Source organism: Enterobacter cloacae complex sp. S3, assembly GCF_014930495.1.
In the GTDB taxonomy this organism is placed as follows: domain Bacteria; phylum Pseudomonadota; class Gammaproteobacteria; order Enterobacterales; family Enterobacteriaceae; genus Enterobacter; species Enterobacter asburiae_B.
Genome location: NZ_JADBRD010000026.1, coordinates 1 through 19,228, shown reverse-complemented (window position 1 = coordinate 19,228; position 19,228 = coordinate 1). Strand labels below are relative to the sequence as shown.

Sequence of the window (19,228 nt, the reverse complement as noted above, 5' to 3'; positions counted from 1 at the left end):
CAATAAGTTATAATATATCCATATTAATTAACCACTACGTATTTTCTTAAAATAAACCGCAGCAATTAACGGGTTAAGCGTCTTTTTCGGATTAAACTCAGATTCAGAATTTGAGTTAACTAACAGACATCAGGAATTATCCGATAAAAAAATGCCGGCATTAAGCCGGCACGTTTTCATGACGTTTTAATTACGCACGCCAGGATTTATAACGGTTGATCAAACCATTTGTCGAGCTGTCATGGCTGGCAATCGCTTTATCGTCACCCAGCTCTGGCAGAATACGGTTTGCCAGCTGTTTGCCCAGCTCAACGCCCCACTGGTCAAAGGTGAAGATGTTCAGGATGGCGCCCTGCGTGAAGATCTTGTGCTCGTACAGGGCAATCAGCGCGCCCAGGCTGAACGGCGTGATTTCGCGCAGCAGGATGGAGTTGGTTGGGCGGTTGCCTTCGAACACTTTGAACGGCACAACGTGGTCCAGGGTTGCCGGATCTTTACCCTGGTCACGGTATTCCTGCTCAACCACTTCTCGGGATTTACCGAACGCCAGCGCTTCGGTCTGCGCAAAGAAGTTGGACAGCAGCTTCGGATGGTGGTCGGACAGCGGGTTATGGGTGATAGCCGGGGCGATGAAATCGCACGGTACCATTTTGGTGCCCTGGTGGATCAGCTGGTAGAAGGCATGCTGGCCGTTGGTGCCCGGCTCGCCCCAGATGATTGGACCAGTCTGGTAATCCACCGCGTTGCCGTTACGGTCAACATACTTACCGTTGGATTCCATGTTGCCCTGCTGGAAGTAAGCAGCAAAGCGGTGCATGTACTGGTCGTACGGCAGGATCGCTTCGGTTTCAGCGCCGAAGAAGTTGTTGTACCAGATACCGATCAGCGCCAGCAGCACCGGCAGGTTTTTCTCTGGTGCGGTGGTGGAGAAGTGTTTGTCCATCGCGTGCGCGCCGGAGAGCAGCTCGACGAAGTTGTCGAAGCCCACGGACAGGATGATGGACAGACCGATCGCAGACCACAGGGAGTAGCGGCCGCCAACCCAGTCCCAGAACTCGAACATGTTCGCGGTATCAATGCCGAACTCGCTGACCGCTTTACCGTTGGTAGACAGCGCCGCGAAGTGTTTCGCCACGTGCTTGTTGTCGCCCGCGGTTTTCAGGAACCAGTCGCGCGCGCTGTGGGCGTTGGTCATGGTTTCCTGAGTGGTGAAGGTTTTGGACGCAACCAGGAACAGGGTGGTTTCCGGGTTCACGTTCTTCAGCACTTCGGCGATGTGGGTACCATCGACGTTAGACACAAAGTGCATATTGAGGTGGTTTTTGTACGGGCGCAGCGCTTCGGTCACCATGAACGGGCCGAGGTCAGAACCGCCGATACCGATGTTCACCACGTCGGTGATTGCTTTGCCGGTGTAGCCTTTCCAGCTACCGGAGATGATCGCTTCGGAGAAGGTTTTCATCTTTTCCAGCACCGCGTTCACTTCAGGCATGACGTCTTTGCCGTCAACGATGATTGGCGTATTGCTACGGTTACGCAGGGCCACGTGAAGCACGGCACGGTCTTCGGTACGGTTGATCTTCTCGCCGGAGAACATGGATTTGATGGCGTCGGCAAGCTCAGTCTCTTTCGCCAGATCCTGCAGTTTTGCCAGCGTTTCTTCGGTAATGCGGTTTTTGGAGAAATCCACCAGCATCAGGTCGTCGAAGGTCGCGGAGAACTTAGAGAAACGATCGGCATCTTTCGCGAACAGATCCGCGATGGTGACGTCTTTCATTTCATCAAAATGTTTCTGGAGTGCCTGCCAGGCAGCGGTCTGCGTTGGGTTGATGTTTTTCATTAGCAATACTCTTCTGATTTGAGAATTGTGACTGCGGTCGATTGTAGCGCCTGCAAATAAAAATTGTGATGGTTTTTATGCCATTGCCCTGGCCTGCATCAAACACAGGTGAAAAGACCCGAAAAGTATAGCTGCTGAAGCGCCCTCCCGGGGCGGCGAAATGTCGGTCAAAAAGCCCTAAAACGGAGCATAAAATCTGGCGCTGTTATAAGTCCTGTTTCTCAGGGGTACCCCCCCATAAAAAATCCGCATAATCCCAGCATTGACAGGACCTCCCCCGCATTTTATTTATAGGGCCGTATTTTGCGCCTGCACCTGTTTTCATTTCATTCTTGTGCCATGGTCGCTTATTCATTCCCTGACACGAGGTTGTTATGACGAGTTTTGTGGTCGCCAAATTTGGCGGCACCAGTGTGGCCGATTACGATGCCATGAACCGCAGCGCCGATGTGGTGCTGGCCGATCCGAATACCCGCCTGGTGGTGCTGTCTGCCTCCGCCGGCGTGACGAACCTGCTGGTTTCTCTGTCTGAAGGACTGGAAGCGACAGAACGTTTCGTGAAGCTGGATGCACTGCGCAAAATTCAGTTCGACATCCTTGAACGTCTGCAGAACCCGAACGTCATCCGCGAGGAAGTGGAACGTCTGCTGGAAAATATCACCACTCTGGCAGAAGCGGCGTCTCTGGCTACCTCCACCGCCCTGACCGACGAGCTGGTCAGCCACGGTGAACTGATGTCCACCCTGCTGTTTGTTGAAATCATGCGCGAGCGTAACGTTCAGGCGCAGTGGTTTGACGTGCGTAAAGTGATGCGTACCAGCGATCGCTTTGGCCGCGCCGAGCCGGACGTTGAGGCGCTGGCGGAGCTGACCAATCAGCAGCTGGCACCACGCCTGGCAGACGGTATCGTGATCACCCAGGGCTTTATCGGCAGTGAAGCGAAAGGCCGCACCACCACGCTTGGCCGCGGTGGCAGCGACTACACCGCCGCGCTGCTGGGCGAAGCCCTGCATGCAACGCGCGTGGATATTTGGACGGACGTTCCGGGAATTTACACCACCGACCCGCGCGTCGTTTCTGCGGCTAAACGTATTGATGTAATCGCCTTTGAAGAAGCGGCTGAAATGGCCACCTTCGGTGCGAAAGTGCTGCACCCGGCAACGCTGCTGCCGGCCGTACGCAGCGATATTCCGGTCTTCGTCGGCTCCAGCAAAGATCCGAAAGCGGGCGGGACGCTGGTCTGCAAAAAAACGGAAAACCCACCGCTGTTCCGCGCCCTGGCCCTGCGCCGTCGCCAGACGCTGGTGACGCTCCACAGCCACAATATGCTTCATTCACGCGGTTTCCTGGCGGAAGTGTTTGGCATTCTGGCGCGCCACAATATCTCGGTGGATCTGATCACCACCTCTGAAGTGAGCATTGCGCTTACGCTGGACACCACCGGCTCTACCTCCACCGGCGACACGCTGCTGACGCAGTCGCTGCTGATTGAGCTGTCTGAGCTGTGCCGCGTGGAAGTAGAAGAAGACCTGGCGCTGGTTGCCATCATCGGCAACAAGCTGTCGCGCGCCTGCGGCGTGGGTAAAGAGGTGTTCGGCGTGCTCGACCCGTTCAACATCCGCATGATCTGCTACGGCGCATCCAGCTACAACCTGTGCTTCCTGGTGCCTGCCGATCAGGCCGAGCAGGTCGTGCAGAAACTTCATCAGAATTTGTTTGAATAAAATTCGTTAGCAGGATAAACAATACCTATAAGCCGGGCACAGACCCGGCTTTTTCATAACTAAACAACACGACAATACTGCAAGGAATCCACTATGTTATCCGCCGTTACGCGGCTGTTCCCGTTATGGGCGCTGCTGCTCTCCGTACTCGCGTATTACACCCCCGCCACGTTCACGGGCATTGGTCCGTGGGTCGCCACGCTGCTGATGCTGATCATGTTCGGTATGGGCGTGCATCTGAAAGTCGACGACTTTAAACGCGTGCTGTCTCGCCCTGCGCCCGTCGCGGCAGGGATGTTCCTGCACTACCTGGTGATGCCGCTTGCGGCGTGGCTGCTGGCGATGGCCTTTAAGATGCCGCCCGATCTCTCCGCCGGGATGGTGCTGGTGGGCAGCGTGGCCAGCGGCACGGCGTCCAACGTCATGATCTACCTGGCGAAAGGCGACGTGGCGCTCTCCGTCACGATCTCGTCCGTTTCGACGCTGGTTGGCGTCGTTGCCACGCCGCTGTTAACCCGTCTGTACGTGGACGCGCATATTCAGGTGGACGTGATGGGCATGCTGCTCAGCATTCTGCAGATTGTGGTGATCCCGATTGCGCTGGGGCTGGTCATTCACCATCTTTTCCCGCGCGTGGTGAAGGCCGTTGAGCCGTACCTGCCCGCGTTTTCGATGGTCTGCATTCTGGCAATCATCAGCGCCGTGGTGGCGGGTTCCGCATCGCACATTGCCTCCGTGGGCTTTGTGGTAATCATCGCCGTGGTGCTGCATAACACTATTGGCCTGCTGGGCGGCTACTGGGGCGGGAAGCTGTTCGGTTTTGACGAATCGACCTGCCGCACGCTGGCAATCGAGGTAGGCATGCAGAACTCCGGCCTGGCGGCGGCGCTCGGTAAAATTTACTTCTCCCCGCTGGCGGCCCTGCCCGGCGCGCTGTTCTCCGTCTGGCATAACCTCTCCGGCTCGCTGCTGGCGGGCTACTGGTCCGGCAAACCGATTGATGAACAAACGAAAAAAGATGCGGTGAAGCAGGGTTAATTTGCGCGGCTTGCTTTACACTGAAGCCTCTCTATCAGGAGGCTTCAGCAATGGCTACACCACGTTTGACCCAGAAAGACATGACGGAAGCCGAGCAGCGCGAACTGAAAACGCTTCTCGACCGTGCCCGTATCGCACATGGCCGCACGCTGACGAACGCCGAAACCAATCAGGTGAAAAAAGAGTACATCGATAAGCTGATGGCGCAGCGTGACGCCGCGGCGAAAAAAGCCCGCAAGCTTAAAAAAGAGCAGGCTTATAAACCCGATGCAGAGGCGACCTTTTCCTGGTCGGCCACAACGTCTACCCGTGGAAGGCGCTAATCAGCGCCCTTTCTTTTTGCGCCCCGGCTGGGTAAAGCGTTTTCCATTACCCGGCTTGCCTCGCCCCTTATCTTCCGCCTGAGGCGCCTTCACCACCGGGCGCTTAATCGCCTGGGTTTTCGGTTTGGCTTTGGCCTTCGGCTTCGCTTCGGACGAGGAGTTCTCGATAAGCTTGAAGAGCTCAATCAGCTCGTCATCCGTTAAATCACGCCACTCGCCCAGCGGGATACCGGACAGGCTGACGTTCATGATGCGCGTGCGTTCCAGCTTCGTCACTTCATAACCGAAGTGCTCGCACATACGGCGGATCTGGCGGTTTAAGCCCTGCACCAGCGTAATGCGGAACGCGAACGGCGCTTCTTTCTTCACCTTACACTTTTTCGTGACGGTACCGAGGATCGGCACGCCCGCGCCCATGCCACGAATAAATTCGTCCGTAACCGGCTTGTTCACCGTAACGACATACTCTTTCTCGTGGTCATTACCGGCACGCAGAATTTTGTTGACCAGATCGCCGTGGTTGGTGAGGAAAATCAGCCCCTGAGAGTCTTTATCCAGACGGCCAATCGGGAAGATACGGCTGCTGTGGTTCACGAAATCAACGATGTTGTCCCGCTCACCGTCTTCCGTGGTGCTGACAATCCCAACCGGTTTGTTCAACGCGATAAACACCAGGTCTTCAGCATCACGCGGTTCGATGACCTGACCATTCACTTTAACCACATCGCCAGGGACCACCTGGTCGCCGATGGTGGCGCGTTTGCCGTTAAGAAACACGTTACCCTGTTCAATGTAACGGTCAGCCTCGCGACGTGAGCAGATCCCGCTCTCGCTAATGTATTTGTTTAATCGGGTTGATTGAGTTGGCAGCATAGTTTCTCCTGTGAAGGGCGAAATATACCTTAGGTATGGGCTGGAAAAAAAGATTAGCCGACGGTTACTGAGACGGGTTTTTTATTTTGCGAGACGCTTTCAGGATTTAGCGTCAGGCCATTTATCCTTGAGCTAACTCCTTTTAGCTTTACTCTCCAGAGACAATTATTTGTAGTTTATAAATCACATGGAGTAATATGAAGGAGATCGTTCAGACAGAATCCTTCCAACGCTGGGAGCAAAACTTAAAAGATCGGCGAGCGAAAACCATTATCGCTTCCCGCCTCTTTCGGTTGGCAAATGGTTTAGCGGGCGACATTAAACCCGTGGGCGAAGGTATAAGTGAGCTGAGGATCCACTATGGTCCGGGCTACAGAATCTATTTTAAAGACCAGGGCAATTGCATCATCGTGCTGTTGTGTGGTGGTGACAAAAGCAGCCAGGCCAGAGACATACTTATGGCAAAAATGCTGAGCAATCCCAATGGCAGGAGTGAATGAGCATGCATAAATTAACACCCTACGATCCAGCCAATGCGCTGGTGGATGACGAGGAAATCGCCGTGTTTATGGCTGATGCCTTAGAAACGGGCGATTCAGCGTATATTGCTAAAGCTCTGGGCGTCATCGCGCGAGCGAAAGGAATGTCGACCATTTCACAGCAAACTGGCCTATCACGAGAGCAACTGTATCGATCGTTCAGTGATAAAGGAAACCCAACGCTTAAAACCACTCTGGCGGTCATGAAAGCATTGGGTCTTGGGCTAACAATCAAACACGCTGGAGATTAATACTCATCCCGCTCGTCGTCTTCATCCGGCTGTTCCATCACGCTGTACGCCACCGCGCAGAACAACGAGTTGAGACGCTTCATATCCCCCAGCAGCCCCAAGTGCAGCGAACTGGTTTCGATACTCTGCACGTTCTGCTGGTGCAGACGCTCAACGTGGGCGTGCGAGTAGCGGCGGTTCAGAATGCGGAAACGATGCTTGTTGCGGCGCAGGCGGCGCGCGCTCGGCACGTCGCTGGAGAAGAAGACCAGCATCGCCAACTTGAGGTTGCTGACCAGCTGTTCGTGCAGCGCTTCCAGCTCCTTCAGGCCTTCACCTGAAAACGCACGACGCGCGGCAAGGGATTTGTCGGCGATCTCGCTGCCCATACGCTCCACGATATCCGAGGCCTGCTCAAGGTTAAGCGACATCTCGATGATTTCCGCCCAGCGGCGGGACTCCTCTTCCGCCAGCTCGTCCTGCGGCATACGCGCCAGGTAAAGCTTAATGGCGGTATAGAGCACGTTGATATCGTCCGCCAGTCTGCGCAGTTCTTTCTCTTCACGCGGCTCGCCGTGCATCACCTTTTGCAGGCCTTCGAGCATGGTTTCCATTGCGTCGCCCATGCGCAGCGTCTCGCGCGCGGCATTCGCCAGCGCCAGCGCCGGGGTATCCAGAGCGGACGTATCCAGGTGCTTCGGCTTCAGGCGCGCATCCAGCTCCGGTTCGTCCTGAATGAGACGCTCGCAGAAGCGGGCCATCGGCCCGGCAAAAGGCACCATCGCCAGGCAGCGCACCAGGTTGTAGAACACGTGGAAGTAGATCACCAGCTCCGCCTTCGGCAGCGGGAGATTGTCCATCAGGTTCGCCAGCGGGTGGATAAAGGGCAGGATAATCAGGCTGCCCACCAGCTTAAACAGCAGGCTGCCCAGCGCCACGCGGCGGGCGGCGGCATTGGCCGCGCTGTTGTTAAGCATCGCCAGCAGGCCGGAGCCGAGGTTGGCCCCGATCACCAGACACAGCGCTACCGGGAAAGAGATCGCCCCTGCGGCGGTAAGCGTGGCCGTCAGCAGGACCGCCGCCAGGCTGGAGTAGCTGACGATAGCAAACACCGCGCCAATGAGCGCGTCCAGCATGATGTCCCCGGTCAGGGAGGCGAAGATGACCTGAACGCCATTGGCCTCGGTGATTGGCGTGACCGCCTGCACAATCAGCTCCAGCGCCAGCAGGATCAGCCCGAGGCCAATTCCTACGCGCCCGAGCTGCCCGGCGCGCGTCTGTTTGCGGCCGAGGAAGAAGATGACGCCGAGAAAAATCAGCAGCGGCGACAGCCAGGAGAGATCGAAGGTCAGAACACGCGCCATCAGCGCGGTACCTACATCCGCACCCAGCACAATCACCAGCGCCGGGGCCAGCGCCACCAGATCCTGCGCCACAAAGGAGGTGACAAGCAGGGTCGTGGCGTTACTGCTCTGCACCAGTGCCGTTACGCCAATGCCCGCGCAGAAGGCGAGCGGCTTCTTCTCAACGCTGCTGCTGAGAACGGTACGCAAGCGCGCGCCAAATACGCGCATCACGCCGGTACGGACGATATGGGTGCCCCATACGAGCAGTGCGACTGCAGAGAGCAGGTGTAACAGGGTCAGCACGGAAGGTTTTCCTCCTTATCGTTATTCGTTTTCCATAGGTTCAGTATAAGGGTTTAAACGTAAGAAAGAGACAGGGCGCCCAATGAGCGCCCTGTTTGTTGTAAGGAAAAGTGATTTTAGTCGGCGTCGTAGCCGAGATTAGGCGCCAGCCAGCGCTCCACTTCAGACACGCTCATGCCTTTGCGCAGGGCGTAATCTTCAATCTGATCCCGCTGCAGCTGCGCCACGGCAAAGTACTTGCTGTCCGGATGGCTGAAGTACCAGCCGGAAACGGACGCGCCTGGCCACATGGCGAACGACTCGGTGAGCTTCATGCCGGTATGGGCTTCCACGTCCAGCAGCTTCCAGATGGTGCCTTTTTCGGTGTGTTCCGGACAGGCCGGGTATCCCGGCGCCGGGCGAATCCCCTGGTAGTTTTCGCGGATCAGATCCTCATTGCTGAGGTTTTCATTCGCCGCGTAGCCCCAGTGCACCTTACGCACGCGCTCGTGGAGGTACTCGGCGAAGGCTTCCGCCAGGCGGTCGGCAATCGCTTTCACCATGATTTTATTGTAATCATCGTGCTGCGCTTCGAACGCGTCCGCCAGCGCGTCTTCCTCCAGACCGCCGGTCACCGCAAAGGCGCCGATATAGTCGGCTTTACCACTCAGCTTCGGCGCGACGAAATCGGCCAGGCAGTAGTTGGCAAAGCCCACTTTCTCGGTTTGCTGGCGCAGATGGCGGCTGACCGCCAGCACGTGGGTGCGGGTTTCATCGCGATAGATTTCGATGTCGTCGCCCACGCGGTTCGCCGGGAACAGGCCCACCACGCCGCGCGGGTTGAGGCTTTTCTCTGCGCTCAGCGTGTCGAGCATATCGTTGGCATCTTTAAACAGGCGCTTCGCCTCCTCGCCAACCACCTCGTCTTCCAGGATGCGCGGATATTTGCCCGCCAGCGACCAGGTCATAAAGAACGGCGTCCAGTCGATGTAGTTGCGCAGCGTCTCGATGCTGGCCGTCACGTCCTGCACGCCCAGGCGGTGCGCGACCGGCGGCGTGTAGCTGGACCAGTCGAAGGCCAGATCGTTGTCGCGCGCCGCCTGAAGCGAAACAGGCGGGGTGCGCGGCTTCTTACGGCCGTGCTGGATGCGAACGGTTTCGTACTCTTTGCGGGTGCGCGCCACAAAATCGTCGCGCTGGGTGTCGGAGAGCAGCGCGGAGACCACGCCCACGGTGCGCGAGGCGTTCTGCACGTAGACCGTCGGGCCGCTGTAGTTCTGCTCGATTTTCACCGCCGTGTGCGCTTTCGAGGTGGTCGCCCCGCCAATCAATAGCGGAATGGTGAAGCCCTGTCGCTCCATCTCTTTTGCCACGTTGACCATTTCGTCGAGCGACGGCGTAATCAGGCCAGAGAGGCCAATCAGGTCGGCGTTCACTTCGCGCGCGGTCTTGAGGATTTTGTCCGCCGGGACCATCACGCCGAGGTCGATAATCTCGTAGTTATTACACTGCAGCACTACGCCGACGATGTTCTTGCCGATGTCGTGCACGTCGCCCTTCACGGTGGCGATAACCATCTTGCCGTTGCTGGAGCCTTTCTCTTTGCTGGCTTCGATGTAGGGCTCAAGATACGCTACCGCTTGCTTCATCACGCGGGCGGATTTCACCACCTGCGGCAGGAACATTTTGCCCTCACCGAACAGATCGCCGACCACGTTCATGCCGTCCATCAGGGGACCTTCGATCACCTCAATCGGGCGGGCTGCCTGCTGGCGCGCCTCTTCGGTATCGAGCTCGATAAATTCGGTGATACCTTTGACCAGCGAGTATTCCAGACGCTTTTTCACGTCCCACGAACGCCACTCGGCCTGCTGAACGTTTGCCGCCTCATCCGATTTGCTGCCGCGGTATTTCTCCGCCAGGTCCAGCATGCGCTCGGTGGCGTCGTCGCGGCGGTTAAGGATCACGTCCTCGACGGCGTCGCGCAGCTCGGCAGGAAGGTCGTCGTAAATCGCCAGCTGGCCGGCGTTAACGATCCCCATATCCATGCCGTTGCGGATGGCGTAGTAGAGGAACACGGCGTGGATCGCCTCACGCACCGGGTCGTTGCCGCGGAACGAGAACGACACGTTCGATACGCCGCCGGAGATCAGCGCATGCGGCAGCTCTCGCTTGATGTCTTCACATGCGCCGATAAAGTCCTGCGCGTAGTTGTTGTGCTCTTCAATCCCGGTCGCAACGGCGAAGATATTCGGGTCAAAGATAATGTCTTCCGGCGGGAAGCCCACCTCTTCGGTCAAAATCTTGTACGCGCGGCGGCAAATCTCGATTTTGCGCTCGCGGGTATCGGCCTGACCCACTTCGTCAAAGGCCATCACCACCACGGCGGCACCGTAGCGGCGGACCATCTTCGCGTGGTGGATAAAGATATCGACACCCTCTTTCATCGAGATGGAGTTGACGATGCCTTTACCCTGGATGCACTTCAGCCCTTTTTCGATGACTTCCCACTTGGAGGAGTCAATCATGATCGGCACGCGGGCAATGTCCGGCTCACCGGCAATCAGGTTGAGGAAACGCACCATCGCCGCTTCGGCGTCGAGCATCCCCTCATCCATGTTGATATCGATAATCTGCGCGCCGCTTTCTACCTGCTGGCGGGCAACGTCCAGCGCTTCGCTGTACTTCTCTTCTTTAATCAGGCGTTTGAACTTTGCGGAACCGGTGACGTTAGTACGCTCACCCACGTTCACAAACAGGCTGTCGTCGCCGATGGTCAACGGCTCCAGGCCGGACAGACGACAGGCAACCGGAAGCTCGGGCAGCTTGCGCGGCGGCAGACCGGCCACGGCGTTGCTCATGGCTGCGATATGCTCCGGCGTGGTGCCGCAGCAGCCGCCAACGATGTTCAGGAAGCCAGACTCGGCCCACTCGCGGATTTGCGCCGCCATGGTGTCGGCATCGAGATCGTATTCACCGAACGCGTTTGGCAGACCGGCGTTCGGGTGGGCGGTGACGTAGCATTCCGCGATGCGGGAAAGCTCCTGCACGTACTGACGCAGTTCATCTGGCCCCAGCGCGCAGTTCAGGCCAAAGGAGAGCGCTTCGGCGTGGCGCAGGGAGTTATAAAACGCTTCGGTTGTCTGACCGGACAGGGTACGGCCGGAGGCGTCGGTGATTGTGCCGGAAATCATGATCGGCAGGTCAACGCCCAGCGCCTCAAACTCCTCTTTCACCGCGTAAATCGCGGCTTTGGCGTTGAGGGTGTCGAATACGGTTTCAATCAGAATCAGATCGGAACCGCCTTCCACTAGCGCTTTGGTCGATTCACGGTAGGCCGCGACCAGCTGATCGAAGGTGATATTACGAAACGCCGGGTCGTTGACGTCCGGTGAAATCGACGCGGTGCGGTTCGTCGGGCCAAGCACCCCGGCAACGTAGCGAGGCTTATCCGGCGTGCGGGCCGTCCACTCGTCGGCGCAGGCGCGCGCCAGCTTCGCGGCTTCCAGGTTGATTTCCGCCGACAGGGATTCCATCTGGTAATCCGCCATGGCGATGGTTGTCGAGTTGAAGGTGTTGGTTTCAACGATATCCGCACCCGCTTCGAAGTAGGCGTTGTGGATATCTTTAATCACGGACGGTTTGCTGAGCACCAGCAGGTCGTTGTTCCCTTTCAGGTCGCAGGGCCAGTCGGCAAAGCGTTCGCCGCGGAAATCGTCTTCACTCAGACGATACCCCTGGATCATGGTGCCCATGCCGCCGTCCAGCACCAGAATTCGTTCATTTAACTGCGCACGCAGTTGCTCTACTTTGCTGCTCACACTTGCTCCCGACAACGCTCAACAAGGCCAAAAGGCTGCGTTCCATACTGGCACAATCTCGCAGGGTGGAAAAGCCGCACAGCGGTAACATGAGACATGTTCACCATCACTCCTCCGATCAGTCAGGATAACGGTTGCAAATTCACCAAATAAAACGAAAATGATTTCCACGATACAGAAAAAGGAGATCGTCATGGTCGCGACCGTTCCCGCTAAACGCGGCAGAAAACCTGCTGCCACCACCGCCGCCGCACAACAGGGCGGACAGGTTCAATCGCTCACGCGCGGTTTGAAGCTGCTGGAGTGGATAGCCGAGTCGCACAGCAGCGTGGCCCTGACGGAGCTGGCCCAGCAGGCTGGCCTGCCGAACTCCACGACGCACCGCCTGCTGACCACCATGCAGCAGCTGGGCTTTGTCCGCCAGGTCGGCGAGCTGGGGCACTGGGCGGTGGGCGCGCATGCGTTTATCGTCGGCAGCAGCTTCCTGCAGAGCCGCAACCTGCTGGCGATTGTGCACCCGATTCTGCGCAAGCTGATGGAGGAGTCCGGCGAGACCGTAAACCTGGCGGTGCTGGACCAGAGCGACCACCAGGCGATTATCATCGACCAGGTGCAGTGCACGCAGCTGATGCGCATGTCCGCACCGATTGGCGGCAAGCTGCCGATGCATGCCTCCGGGGCGGGGAAAGCGTTTCTTTCGCAGCTGAGCGAAGAGCAGGTGACGGGACTGCTGCACCGTAAAGGGCTGCACGCCTATACCCACGCCACGCTGGTGTCGCCCGTGCATCTGAAAGAAGATCTGGCCCTGACCCGGAAGCGCGGCTATTCGTTTGATGATGAAGAACATGCCCTGGGCCTGCGCTGCCTCGCGGCCTGTATTTTTGACGAGCACCGCGAGCCGTTTGCCGCCATCTCCATCTCCGGGCCGATTTCGCGGATGACCGATGACCGCGTGACCGAGCTGGGTGCGCTGGTGATTAAGGCGGCGAAAGAGGTGACGCTGGCGTACGGTGGGATTCGTTGAGATTGAGTGCGGCCTGATGCCCTCACCCGGCCCTCTCCCGCAGGGAGAGGGAGAAAACATGATGCCCTCACCCTGCTAGAGAGGGTGCAAACCTAATGCAAAACCTCTGCTTGCGGCGGTAAGCGTACACATCTTCGACATGCCCGTTTTTGATCCGCGTTTGCAGCCCGCGCCAGTAGCTGGCGCGGAACAGATCCTCATGCATCTCTTCAAATAACGGCCCGATGCGCGGGTCGGCGCACAGCCAGTGGCGAAACTCCTCCGGAAACACATCGCCCGGCGAGACGCTGTACCACGGCTCACCGGAAAGCTCGTCTTCCGGGTAGCGGGGCTGTGGTATATCGCGGAAATTCACTTCGGTCATGTAGCAAATTTCGTCGTAATCGTAGAACACCACGCGCCCGTGACGGGTGACGCCGAAGTTTTTAAACAGCATGTCGCCCGGGAAAATATTGGCGGCGGCAAGCTGGCGAATCGCGTTGCCGTATTCTTCAATGGCATCCCGCAGCGCCTGACCTTCGGACTGCTCCAGCCAGATATTCAGCGGCACCATACGGCGTTCGATGTAGAGATGGCTAATCACGATTTTATCACCCAGATCGGTGATTTTCGCGGGCGCTTCCTGCATTAACAGCGCCATGAGCGCCGGGTCGATCTGCTGTTTATCCAGCACAAAGTTTTCGAACTCCTGGGTATCCGCCATGCGCCCGACGCGGTCGTGTTCTTTGACCAGCTGATAGCAGGCGCGAACGTGCGCGGCGGTCATCTCTTTCTGCGGCGCGAATCTGTCTTTAATCACCTTAAAGACCCGGTCGAAACCCGGCAGCGTAAAGACCAGCATCACCATACCGCGAATGCCGGGCGCTTCGATAAACTGCTCATCGGCCGCGGTGACATAACGCAGGTACTCCCTATAGCTTTCCGTTTTGGCGTGCTTCTGGCAGCCAATGGCCATATACAGTTCGGCGGTGGTTTTGCCCGGCAGGATCTCCCGCAGCCACTCCACGAGCGCGGCAGGCAGTGGGGCGTACACCATGAAATAGGAGCGGGCGAAGCCAAACACGATGCTGGCCTCGGCGCTGGTGGTCAGGCAGGTATCGACAAACAGTTCCCCGTCGTCGGTACGGTGAATGGGCAGCAGAAACGGCACAATGGCGGTCGGCGTAACCAGTTTGCCCACCAGCCAGGCGGCTTTATTGCGGTAGAAAAGCTCGTTGGCAACCTGCAAATGGCTGTGGCTGAGCACCTCCGCGCCGAAGGTTTCGTTGAGATGGGCGTGGATATAGCCGATATCCCGGGTTTTATTCTCCCAGGGCAGGCGCAGCGGCAGATCCGTTAGCACGCGGTGCAGGAGCTTTTCCCATCCGCGATCGGGAAAGAAATCTTTCGCCAGCGGACGGGGAATGGTTCGAAAGCGTCGCTCGGGCTGGGAGCTGAAGATAAATAACCGCTCAGGAGATAGTGAGCGGTGGTCAAATAACCGACAATAGACGGAGTTGAAAAAGCTCTCCGCAATCTCGAAGCGCGGGTAATCGGGTAACAAATGGGTGTAGTGCTCTTTCACGCGCAGTAAAAATTCCGCGTCCGGGCTTTTACCGTCGGTAATACAGCGCAGCTGCTCCACCACCAGACCCACGTGGTGGTCATAGAGATGGATACGCTGCTTCATGGCCTGCTGAACCGCATGCCAGTCTGCATGTTCGAAGCGCTGCTGCGCGCCGGATGTCACTTCAAGAAAACGACCATACTGGGCATCGAAGCCCTGCAAAATAGTTTGGGCAATCAGCAATTCCAGGCCACGCGACATATATTCCCCCTCACCCCAGCCCTCTCCCCGAGAGGGGAGAGGGGGAAAAGATTAGAACTGTGCTTCTTCCGTTGAACCCGTTAAGGCGGTGACGGAGGAGGTGCCGCCCTGAATTATCGTGGTCACATTGTCAAAGTAGCCGGTCCCCACCTCCTGCTGGTGAGACACGAAGGTGTAACCGTCTTTGCCCGCCGCAAACTCCGGCTGCTGCACCTTCTCAACGTAGTGCTTCATGCCCTCACCCTGCGCATAGGCGTGCGCCAGGTCGAACATGTTGAACCACATGCTGTGGATACCGGCCAGGGTAATGAACTGGTATTTGTAGCCCATGTCGGACAGCTGCTGCTGGAAGCTGGCGATGGTTTTGTCATCCAGCTTTTTCTGCCAGTTGAAGGACGGCGAGCAGTTATAGGCCAGCAGTTTGCCCGGATACTTCGCGTGGATGGCGTCGGCAAAGCGTTTTGCCAGCGCCAGATCCGGCGTGGAGGTTTCACACCAGACCAGGTCCGCGTAAGGCGCGTACGCCAGGCCGCGGCTGATCGCCTGTTCAATGCCGGCATGGGTACGGTAGAAACCTTCGCTGGTACGCTCGCCGGTGATGAACTCGCTGTCGTACGGGTCGCAGTCAGAGGTGATCAGGTCCGCCGCGTCCGCATCGGTACGGGCAATCACCAGCGTCGGCACGCCGAGCACGTCCGCGGCCAGACGCGCGGCAACCAGCTTCTGTACGGCTTCCTGTGTAGGAACCAGCACCTTACCGCCCATGTGTCCGCATTTTTTCACTGACGCCAGCTGGTCTTCGAAGTGAACGGCCGCTGCACCGGCCTCAATCATCGATTTCATCAGCTCGAAGGCGTTCAGCACACCGCCGAAGCCCGCTTCCGCATCCGCGACGATCGGCAGGAAGTAGTCAATAAAGCGCGGATCGCCAGGTTCGATACCGGCAGCCCACTGGATCTGATCCGCACGGCGGAAGGTATTGTTGATCCGATCCACCACCGACGGCACGGAGTTAGCCGGATAGAGCGACTGATCCGGGTACATGCTGGACGCCAGGTTAGCGTCCGCCGCAACCTGCCAGCCGGAGAGATAGATAGCTTCAATACCGGCCTTCGCCTGCTGCAGCGCCTGACCGCCGGTCAGCGCGCCGAGGCTGTTGATGTAGCCCTTTTTAGAGCCACCGTGCAGCAGCTTCCACATTTTCGCCGCACCGTTCTGTGCCAGCGTGCATTCCGGATTGACCGAGCCGCGTAATTTCACCACTTCCTCCGCGCTGTAAGGACGGCGGATGCCTTCCCAGCGAGGCTGTGTCCACTCTTTCTTCAACTCTTCGATTTGTTGGGTACGGGTTTTCATGTGCAGATGCTCCATATTGTTATGTGGTGAGTTACGCCAGGAAGCGGTAGCCCGGCAGGGTCAGGAAGTCGATTAAGTCATCTGATGTGGTGATTTGCTCCATCAGGCGCGCGGCGTCGTCAAAACGTCCGCTGCTGAAGCGGTGCTCGCCCAGCTCGTCCTGGATCACCCGCATCTCTTCGGCCAGCATCTGGCGGAACAGGGTCTTGGTCACCGGTTTGCCGTTGCTGAGCGTTTTTTGATGGTGGATCCACTGCCAGATGGAGGTACGTGAGATCTCCGCCGTCGCGGCATCTTCCATCAGGCCGTAGATAGGTACGCAGCCGTTGCCGGAGATCCATGCTTCGATGTACTGGACCGCGACGCGGATATTGGCACGCATGCCCTCTTCCGTACGCTCGCCCGCGCACGGTGCCAGCAGCTGTTCTTCAGCCGTTGGGGCATCGTCTTCGCGCGTGACAAACAGCTGGTTTTTGTTGTCGCCGAGAACGCGGTTAAAGACCTCCATCGCCGTATCGGCCAGGCCGGGATGGGCAATCCACGTGCCGTCGTGACCGTTACGGGCTTCAAGCTCTTTGTCGGCTTTAACCTTGTTGAGCACCTGATTGTTGCGTTCTGCGTCTTTGCTCGGGATAAATGCCGCCATGCCGCCCATCGCAAAGGCGCCGCGCTTATGGCAGGTTTTGATCAGCAGGCGCGAGTAAGCGCTCAGGAACGGTTTATCCATGGTCACGACCTGGCGATCCGGCAACACGCGGTCGGGATAGTTTTTCAGGGTTTTGATGTAGCTGAAAATATAGTCCCAGCGTCCGCAGTTCAGGCCGACAATGTGGTCGCGCAGGGCGTGCAGAATTTCATTCATCTGGAACACGGCAGGCAGCGTTTCAATTAGCAGCGTGGCTTTGATGGTGCCGCGCGGCAGGTTGAAACGATCTTCCGCGTAGCTGAACACTTCGCTCCACCAGGCCGCTTCCTGCCAGGCCTGCGTTTTTGGCAGATAGAAATAAGGGCCGCTGCCTTTTGCCAGCAGGTTCTTGTAGTTGTGGAAGAAATAGAGTGCGAAATCAAACAGGCTGCCCGGAATGGCTTCCCCACGCCAGGTGACATGTTTTTCAGGCAGGTGCAGGCCGCGCACGCGACAGATCAGCACCGCCGGGTTCGGTTTGAGCTGGTAAATTTTGCCGGCTTCGTTGGTATAGCTGATGGTGCCGTTCACGGCGTCGCGCAGGTTGATCTGCCCCTCGATGACCTTACGCCAGTCCGGCGCCAGAGAGTCTTCAAAATCGGCCATGAAGACTTTAACGTTGGCGTTCATGGCGTTGATCACCATTTTGCGCTCTACCGGACCGGTGATCTCAACGCGACGATCCTGTAACTCTTCAGGGATGCCGCGGATTTTCCACTCACCGCGACGAATGGAAGCGGTTTCCGAAATGAATCCAGGCAACTTGCCATCGTCAATTTCCTGCTGCTGATGAATGCGTGCCGCCAGCAGCTTATTACGCTGCGGCGTAAAGCGGGTCACCAGTTCAGTCAGAAATTCTACCGCTTCCGCCGTCAAAACCTGCTGTTCTTGCTCGCCATACGGCTGGGTAAAGGCCAGTTCATCGACCGTCGTTGCCTGTTGAGTCATTACTCTGCTCCTCATCAAAGATCCAAAATCACGCCCCCGATGCGAACGAAAGATCGTTGGGTAGTTTTCGCTCAGCAGAATTAAGACTATCTATATTTTTTCTAAAATCAAAAACAATTTCCATTTTAATTTAATATTGAATTTAATTGTCTGATTTTATTGAAATTAAAGTTTAACTGGAGGGTGGGCGACATTTCGGAAATAAAAAAGGCACCCGAAGGTGCCTGATTTGAATAGCTGAAACGCTTTAGGATCGTTTAGTGCAGAAGATTACTCCAGCGTTGGATTCATGTGACGCAGATCGTATGGCGTTATCTGGTAGACGTAATAGTTGAGCCAGTTAGTGAAAAGCAAATTTCCGTGGCTGCGCCAGGTTGCTCTCGGTTTGTTTTGCGGATCGTCTTTCGGGAAATAGTTGTACGGTACATCCGGATTAAGACCCGCTTCGACATCACGGAAATACTCTGATGCGAGGGTATGCGGATCGTACTCAGGATGTCCGGTCACAAAAGCAATGCGTTTATCCTTGCTGGCAAACAGGTAAGCATCTCCGTCTTCCGTTTCGGCCAGGATCTCCAGATCGGTGTAATCACGAATCAGCTGGGCCGGGAAATCGGCGTAGCGAGAATGCGGGGCCAGGAAAGAGTCATCGAAACCGCGCGTCAGCAACGCATGTGGATGAAGAATGTGGTGTTCGTATACGCCAGAGAGCTTTTCAGTGCGGGTTTGCTTGGGGATGCCATAAAGAATATTCAGTGCGGCTTGTACCGCCCAACAGACAAACAATGTGGAGGTAACGTGATCTTTTGCCCACTCCAGAACCTGTTTGATCTGAGGCCAGTAGGCGACATCGTTAAATTCAACCAGGCCGAGCGGCGCGCCGGTCACGATCAGTCCGTCGAAGTTTTCACCCTGAATGTCATCGAAGTTACAGTAGAAGTTGTTCAAATGCTCAGATGGCGTGTTACGTGATTCACGGGCATCGATTCGCAGCAGCTGGATATCCACCTGCAGCGGAGAGTTCGACAGAAGACGCAGGAACTGGTTTTCTGTTTCGATCTTTTTTGGCATCAGATTGAGAATAAGCACCTTCAGCGGGCGAATTTCCTGACCTGTCGCACGCGAAGCCGTCATGACGAAGACGTTTTCTTCACGCAAGAAATTGACGGCTGGTAGCTCGTCCTGCACCCGAATCGGCATAACTTAATATCCTCACAGCATACGTATAAACGTTTAGACATCCAGATAGCTAACGATACCCAGAAACGGGCATAATGTCGAGTCTGCAAGAAGAAGGTGAGAAAGTTTCAAGAAGGGGGAGAGGGAAAAACAAAAGCAAAAAACCCCGCACCTTTCGGTACGGGGTTCTTTTAATTGATGCCTGGCAGTTCC

Annotated in this window: 14 protein-coding genes; 6 read left to right on the top strand and 8 right to left on the bottom strand. The window is 56.9% G+C overall.

Annotated features, from left to right (window positions below):
- Window positions 1-190 precede the first annotated feature (190 nt).
- Window positions 191-1,840, bottom strand: coding sequence for a glucose-6-phosphate isomerase (gene pgi / locus IM317_RS15600; RefSeq protein ID WP_033144380.1), 1,650 nt, complete (start codon window positions 1,838-1,840; stop codon window positions 191-193).
- A gap of 374 nt (window positions 1,841-2,214) precedes the next feature.
- On the opposite strand from pgi, the gene lysC reads away from it, so the two are divergent.
- The 3 genes from lysC (at window position 2,215) to IM317_RS15585 (ending at window position 4,925) form a co-directional block, all read left to right on the top strand.
- Window positions 2,215-3,564: a lysine-sensitive aspartokinase 3 gene (gene lysC, locus IM317_RS15595; RefSeq protein WP_033144379.1), complete on the top strand. Its 1,350-nt coding sequence runs from the start codon at window positions 2,215-2,217 to the stop codon at window positions 3,562-3,564.
- Window positions 3,565-3,657: 93 nt separating this feature from the next.
- The gene (gene panS, locus IM317_RS15590) at window positions 3,658-4,602 is read left to right on the top strand and encodes a ketopantoate/pantoate/pantothenate transporter PanS (RefSeq protein ID WP_033144378.1); all 945 of its coding nucleotides are present in this window, start codon (window positions 3,658-3,660) and stop codon (window positions 4,600-4,602) included.
- Between the two features lie 50 nt (window positions 4,603-4,652).
- Window positions 4,653-4,925, top strand: a complete 273-nt coding sequence (locus tag IM317_RS15585; RefSeq protein ID WP_023309994.1) for a DUF3811 domain-containing protein — start codon at window positions 4,653-4,655, stop codon at window positions 4,923-4,925.
- Here the strand turns inward: IM317_RS15585 and rluF are convergent, their stop codons facing one another.
- Window positions 4,926-5,798 carry a 23S rRNA pseudouridine(2604) synthase RluF gene (rluF, locus tag IM317_RS15580; RefSeq protein WP_033144377.1) on the bottom strand — a complete coding sequence of 291 codons (873 nt, stop codon included), beginning with the start codon at window positions 5,796-5,798 and terminating at the stop codon, window positions 4,926-4,928.
- Between the two features lie 197 nt (window positions 5,799-5,995).
- Between rluF and IM317_RS15575 the strand changes: the two genes are divergently transcribed.
- On the top strand, window positions 5,996-6,298 hold the full coding sequence (locus tag IM317_RS15575; protein ID WP_033144376.1) for a type II toxin-antitoxin system RelE/ParE family toxin: 303 nt from the start codon (window positions 5,996-5,998) through the stop codon (window positions 6,296-6,298).
- 2 nt (window positions 6,299-6,300) lie between these two features.
- The gene (locus IM317_RS15570) at window positions 6,301-6,588 is read left to right on the top strand and encodes an addiction module antidote protein (protein ID WP_033144375.1); all 288 of its coding nucleotides are present in this window, start codon (window positions 6,301-6,303) and stop codon (window positions 6,586-6,588) included.
- Here the strand turns inward: IM317_RS15570 and IM317_RS15565 are convergent.
- Window positions 6,585-8,216 (bottom strand): Na/Pi cotransporter family protein, encoded by a 1,632-nt coding sequence (locus IM317_RS15565; RefSeq protein WP_033144374.1) that lies wholly within the window; start codon window positions 8,214-8,216, stop codon window positions 6,585-6,587. The two genes, IM317_RS15570 and IM317_RS15565, sit on opposite strands and share 4 nt — an antisense overlap.
- A gap of 116 nt (window positions 8,217-8,332) precedes the next feature.
- Window positions 8,333-12,016 carry a methionine synthase gene (gene metH, locus IM317_RS15560; RefSeq protein ID WP_033144373.1) on the bottom strand — a complete coding sequence of 1,228 codons (3,684 nt, stop codon included), beginning with the start codon at window positions 12,014-12,016 and terminating at the stop codon, window positions 8,333-8,335.
- 193 nt (window positions 12,017-12,209) lie between these two features.
- On the opposite strand from metH, the gene iclR reads away from it, so the two are divergent.
- Complete coding sequence (iclR, locus tag IM317_RS15555; RefSeq protein WP_045888359.1) at window positions 12,210-13,040, top strand: glyoxylate bypass operon transcriptional repressor IclR; 831 nt, start codon at window positions 12,210-12,212, stop codon at window positions 13,038-13,040.
- Window positions 13,041-13,107: 67 nt separating this feature from the next.
- Here iclR and aceK read toward each other — a convergent pair whose 3' ends face one another.
- The 4 genes from aceK to metA all read right to left on the bottom strand — a co-directional run bounded on the left by aceK (window position 13,108) and on the right by metA (window position 19,036).
- The gene (gene aceK, locus IM317_RS15550; protein ID WP_033144371.1) at window positions 13,108-14,847 is read right to left on the bottom strand and encodes a bifunctional isocitrate dehydrogenase kinase/phosphatase; all 1,740 of its coding nucleotides are present in this window, start codon (window positions 14,845-14,847) and stop codon (window positions 13,108-13,110) included.
- Between the two features lie 51 nt (window positions 14,848-14,898).
- Entirely contained in the window at window positions 14,899-16,203 is a 1,305-nt protein-coding gene (gene aceA / locus IM317_RS15545; RefSeq protein WP_024906665.1) for an isocitrate lyase, read from the bottom strand.
- A 31-nt stretch (window positions 16,204-16,234) separates the two neighbouring features.
- Entirely contained in the window at window positions 16,235-17,836 is a 1,602-nt protein-coding gene (gene aceB / locus IM317_RS15540; RefSeq protein WP_033144370.1) for a malate synthase A, read from the bottom strand.
- A 270-nt stretch (window positions 17,837-18,106) separates the two neighbouring features.
- Window positions 18,107-19,036: a homoserine O-succinyltransferase gene (metA, locus tag IM317_RS15535; RefSeq protein ID WP_024906663.1), complete on the bottom strand. Its 930-nt coding sequence runs from the start codon at window positions 19,034-19,036 to the stop codon at window positions 18,107-18,109.
- Between the last annotated feature and the right edge of the window lie 192 nt (window positions 19,037-19,228).

What these genes read in the sequence shown, in the direction of transcription:
- iclR (WP_045888359.1), top strand. Translation starts at nt 12,210, where the DNA reads ATGGTCGCGACCGTTCCCGCTAAACGCGGCAGAAAACCTGCTGCCACC.
- aceB (WP_033144370.1), bottom strand. Translation starts at nt 17,836, where the DNA reads ATGACTCAACAGGCAACGACGGTCGATGAACTGGCCTTTACCCAGCCG.
- pgi (WP_033144380.1), bottom strand. Translation starts at nt 1,840, where the DNA reads ATGAAAAACATCAACCCAACGCAGACCGCTGCCTGGCAGGCACTCCAG.
- panS (WP_033144378.1), top strand. Translation starts at nt 3,658, where the DNA reads ATGTTATCCGCCGTTACGCGGCTGTTCCCGTTATGGGCGCTGCTGCTC.
- rluF (WP_033144377.1), bottom strand. Translation starts at nt 5,798, where the DNA reads ATGCTGCCAACTCAATCAACCCGATTAAACAAATACATTAGCGAGAGC.
- IM317_RS15585 (WP_023309994.1), top strand. Translation starts at nt 4,653, where the DNA reads ATGGCTACACCACGTTTGACCCAGAAAGACATGACGGAAGCCGAGCAG.
- lysC (WP_033144379.1), top strand. Translation starts at nt 2,215, where the DNA reads ATGACGAGTTTTGTGGTCGCCAAATTTGGCGGCACCAGTGTGGCCGAT.
- IM317_RS15570 (WP_033144375.1), top strand. Translation starts at nt 6,301, where the DNA reads ATGCATAAATTAACACCCTACGATCCAGCCAATGCGCTGGTGGATGAC.
- metA (WP_024906663.1), bottom strand. Translation starts at nt 19,036, where the DNA reads ATGCCGATTCGGGTGCAGGACGAGCTACCAGCCGTCAATTTCTTGCGT.
- IM317_RS15575 (WP_033144376.1), top strand. Translation starts at nt 5,996, where the DNA reads ATGAAGGAGATCGTTCAGACAGAATCCTTCCAACGCTGGGAGCAAAAC.
- aceK (WP_033144371.1), bottom strand. Translation starts at nt 14,847, where the DNA reads ATGTCGCGTGGCCTGGAATTGCTGATTGCCCAAACTATTTTGCAGGGC.
- aceA (WP_024906665.1), bottom strand. Translation starts at nt 16,203, where the DNA reads ATGAAAACCCGTACCCAACAAATCGAAGAGTTGAAGAAAGAGTGGACA.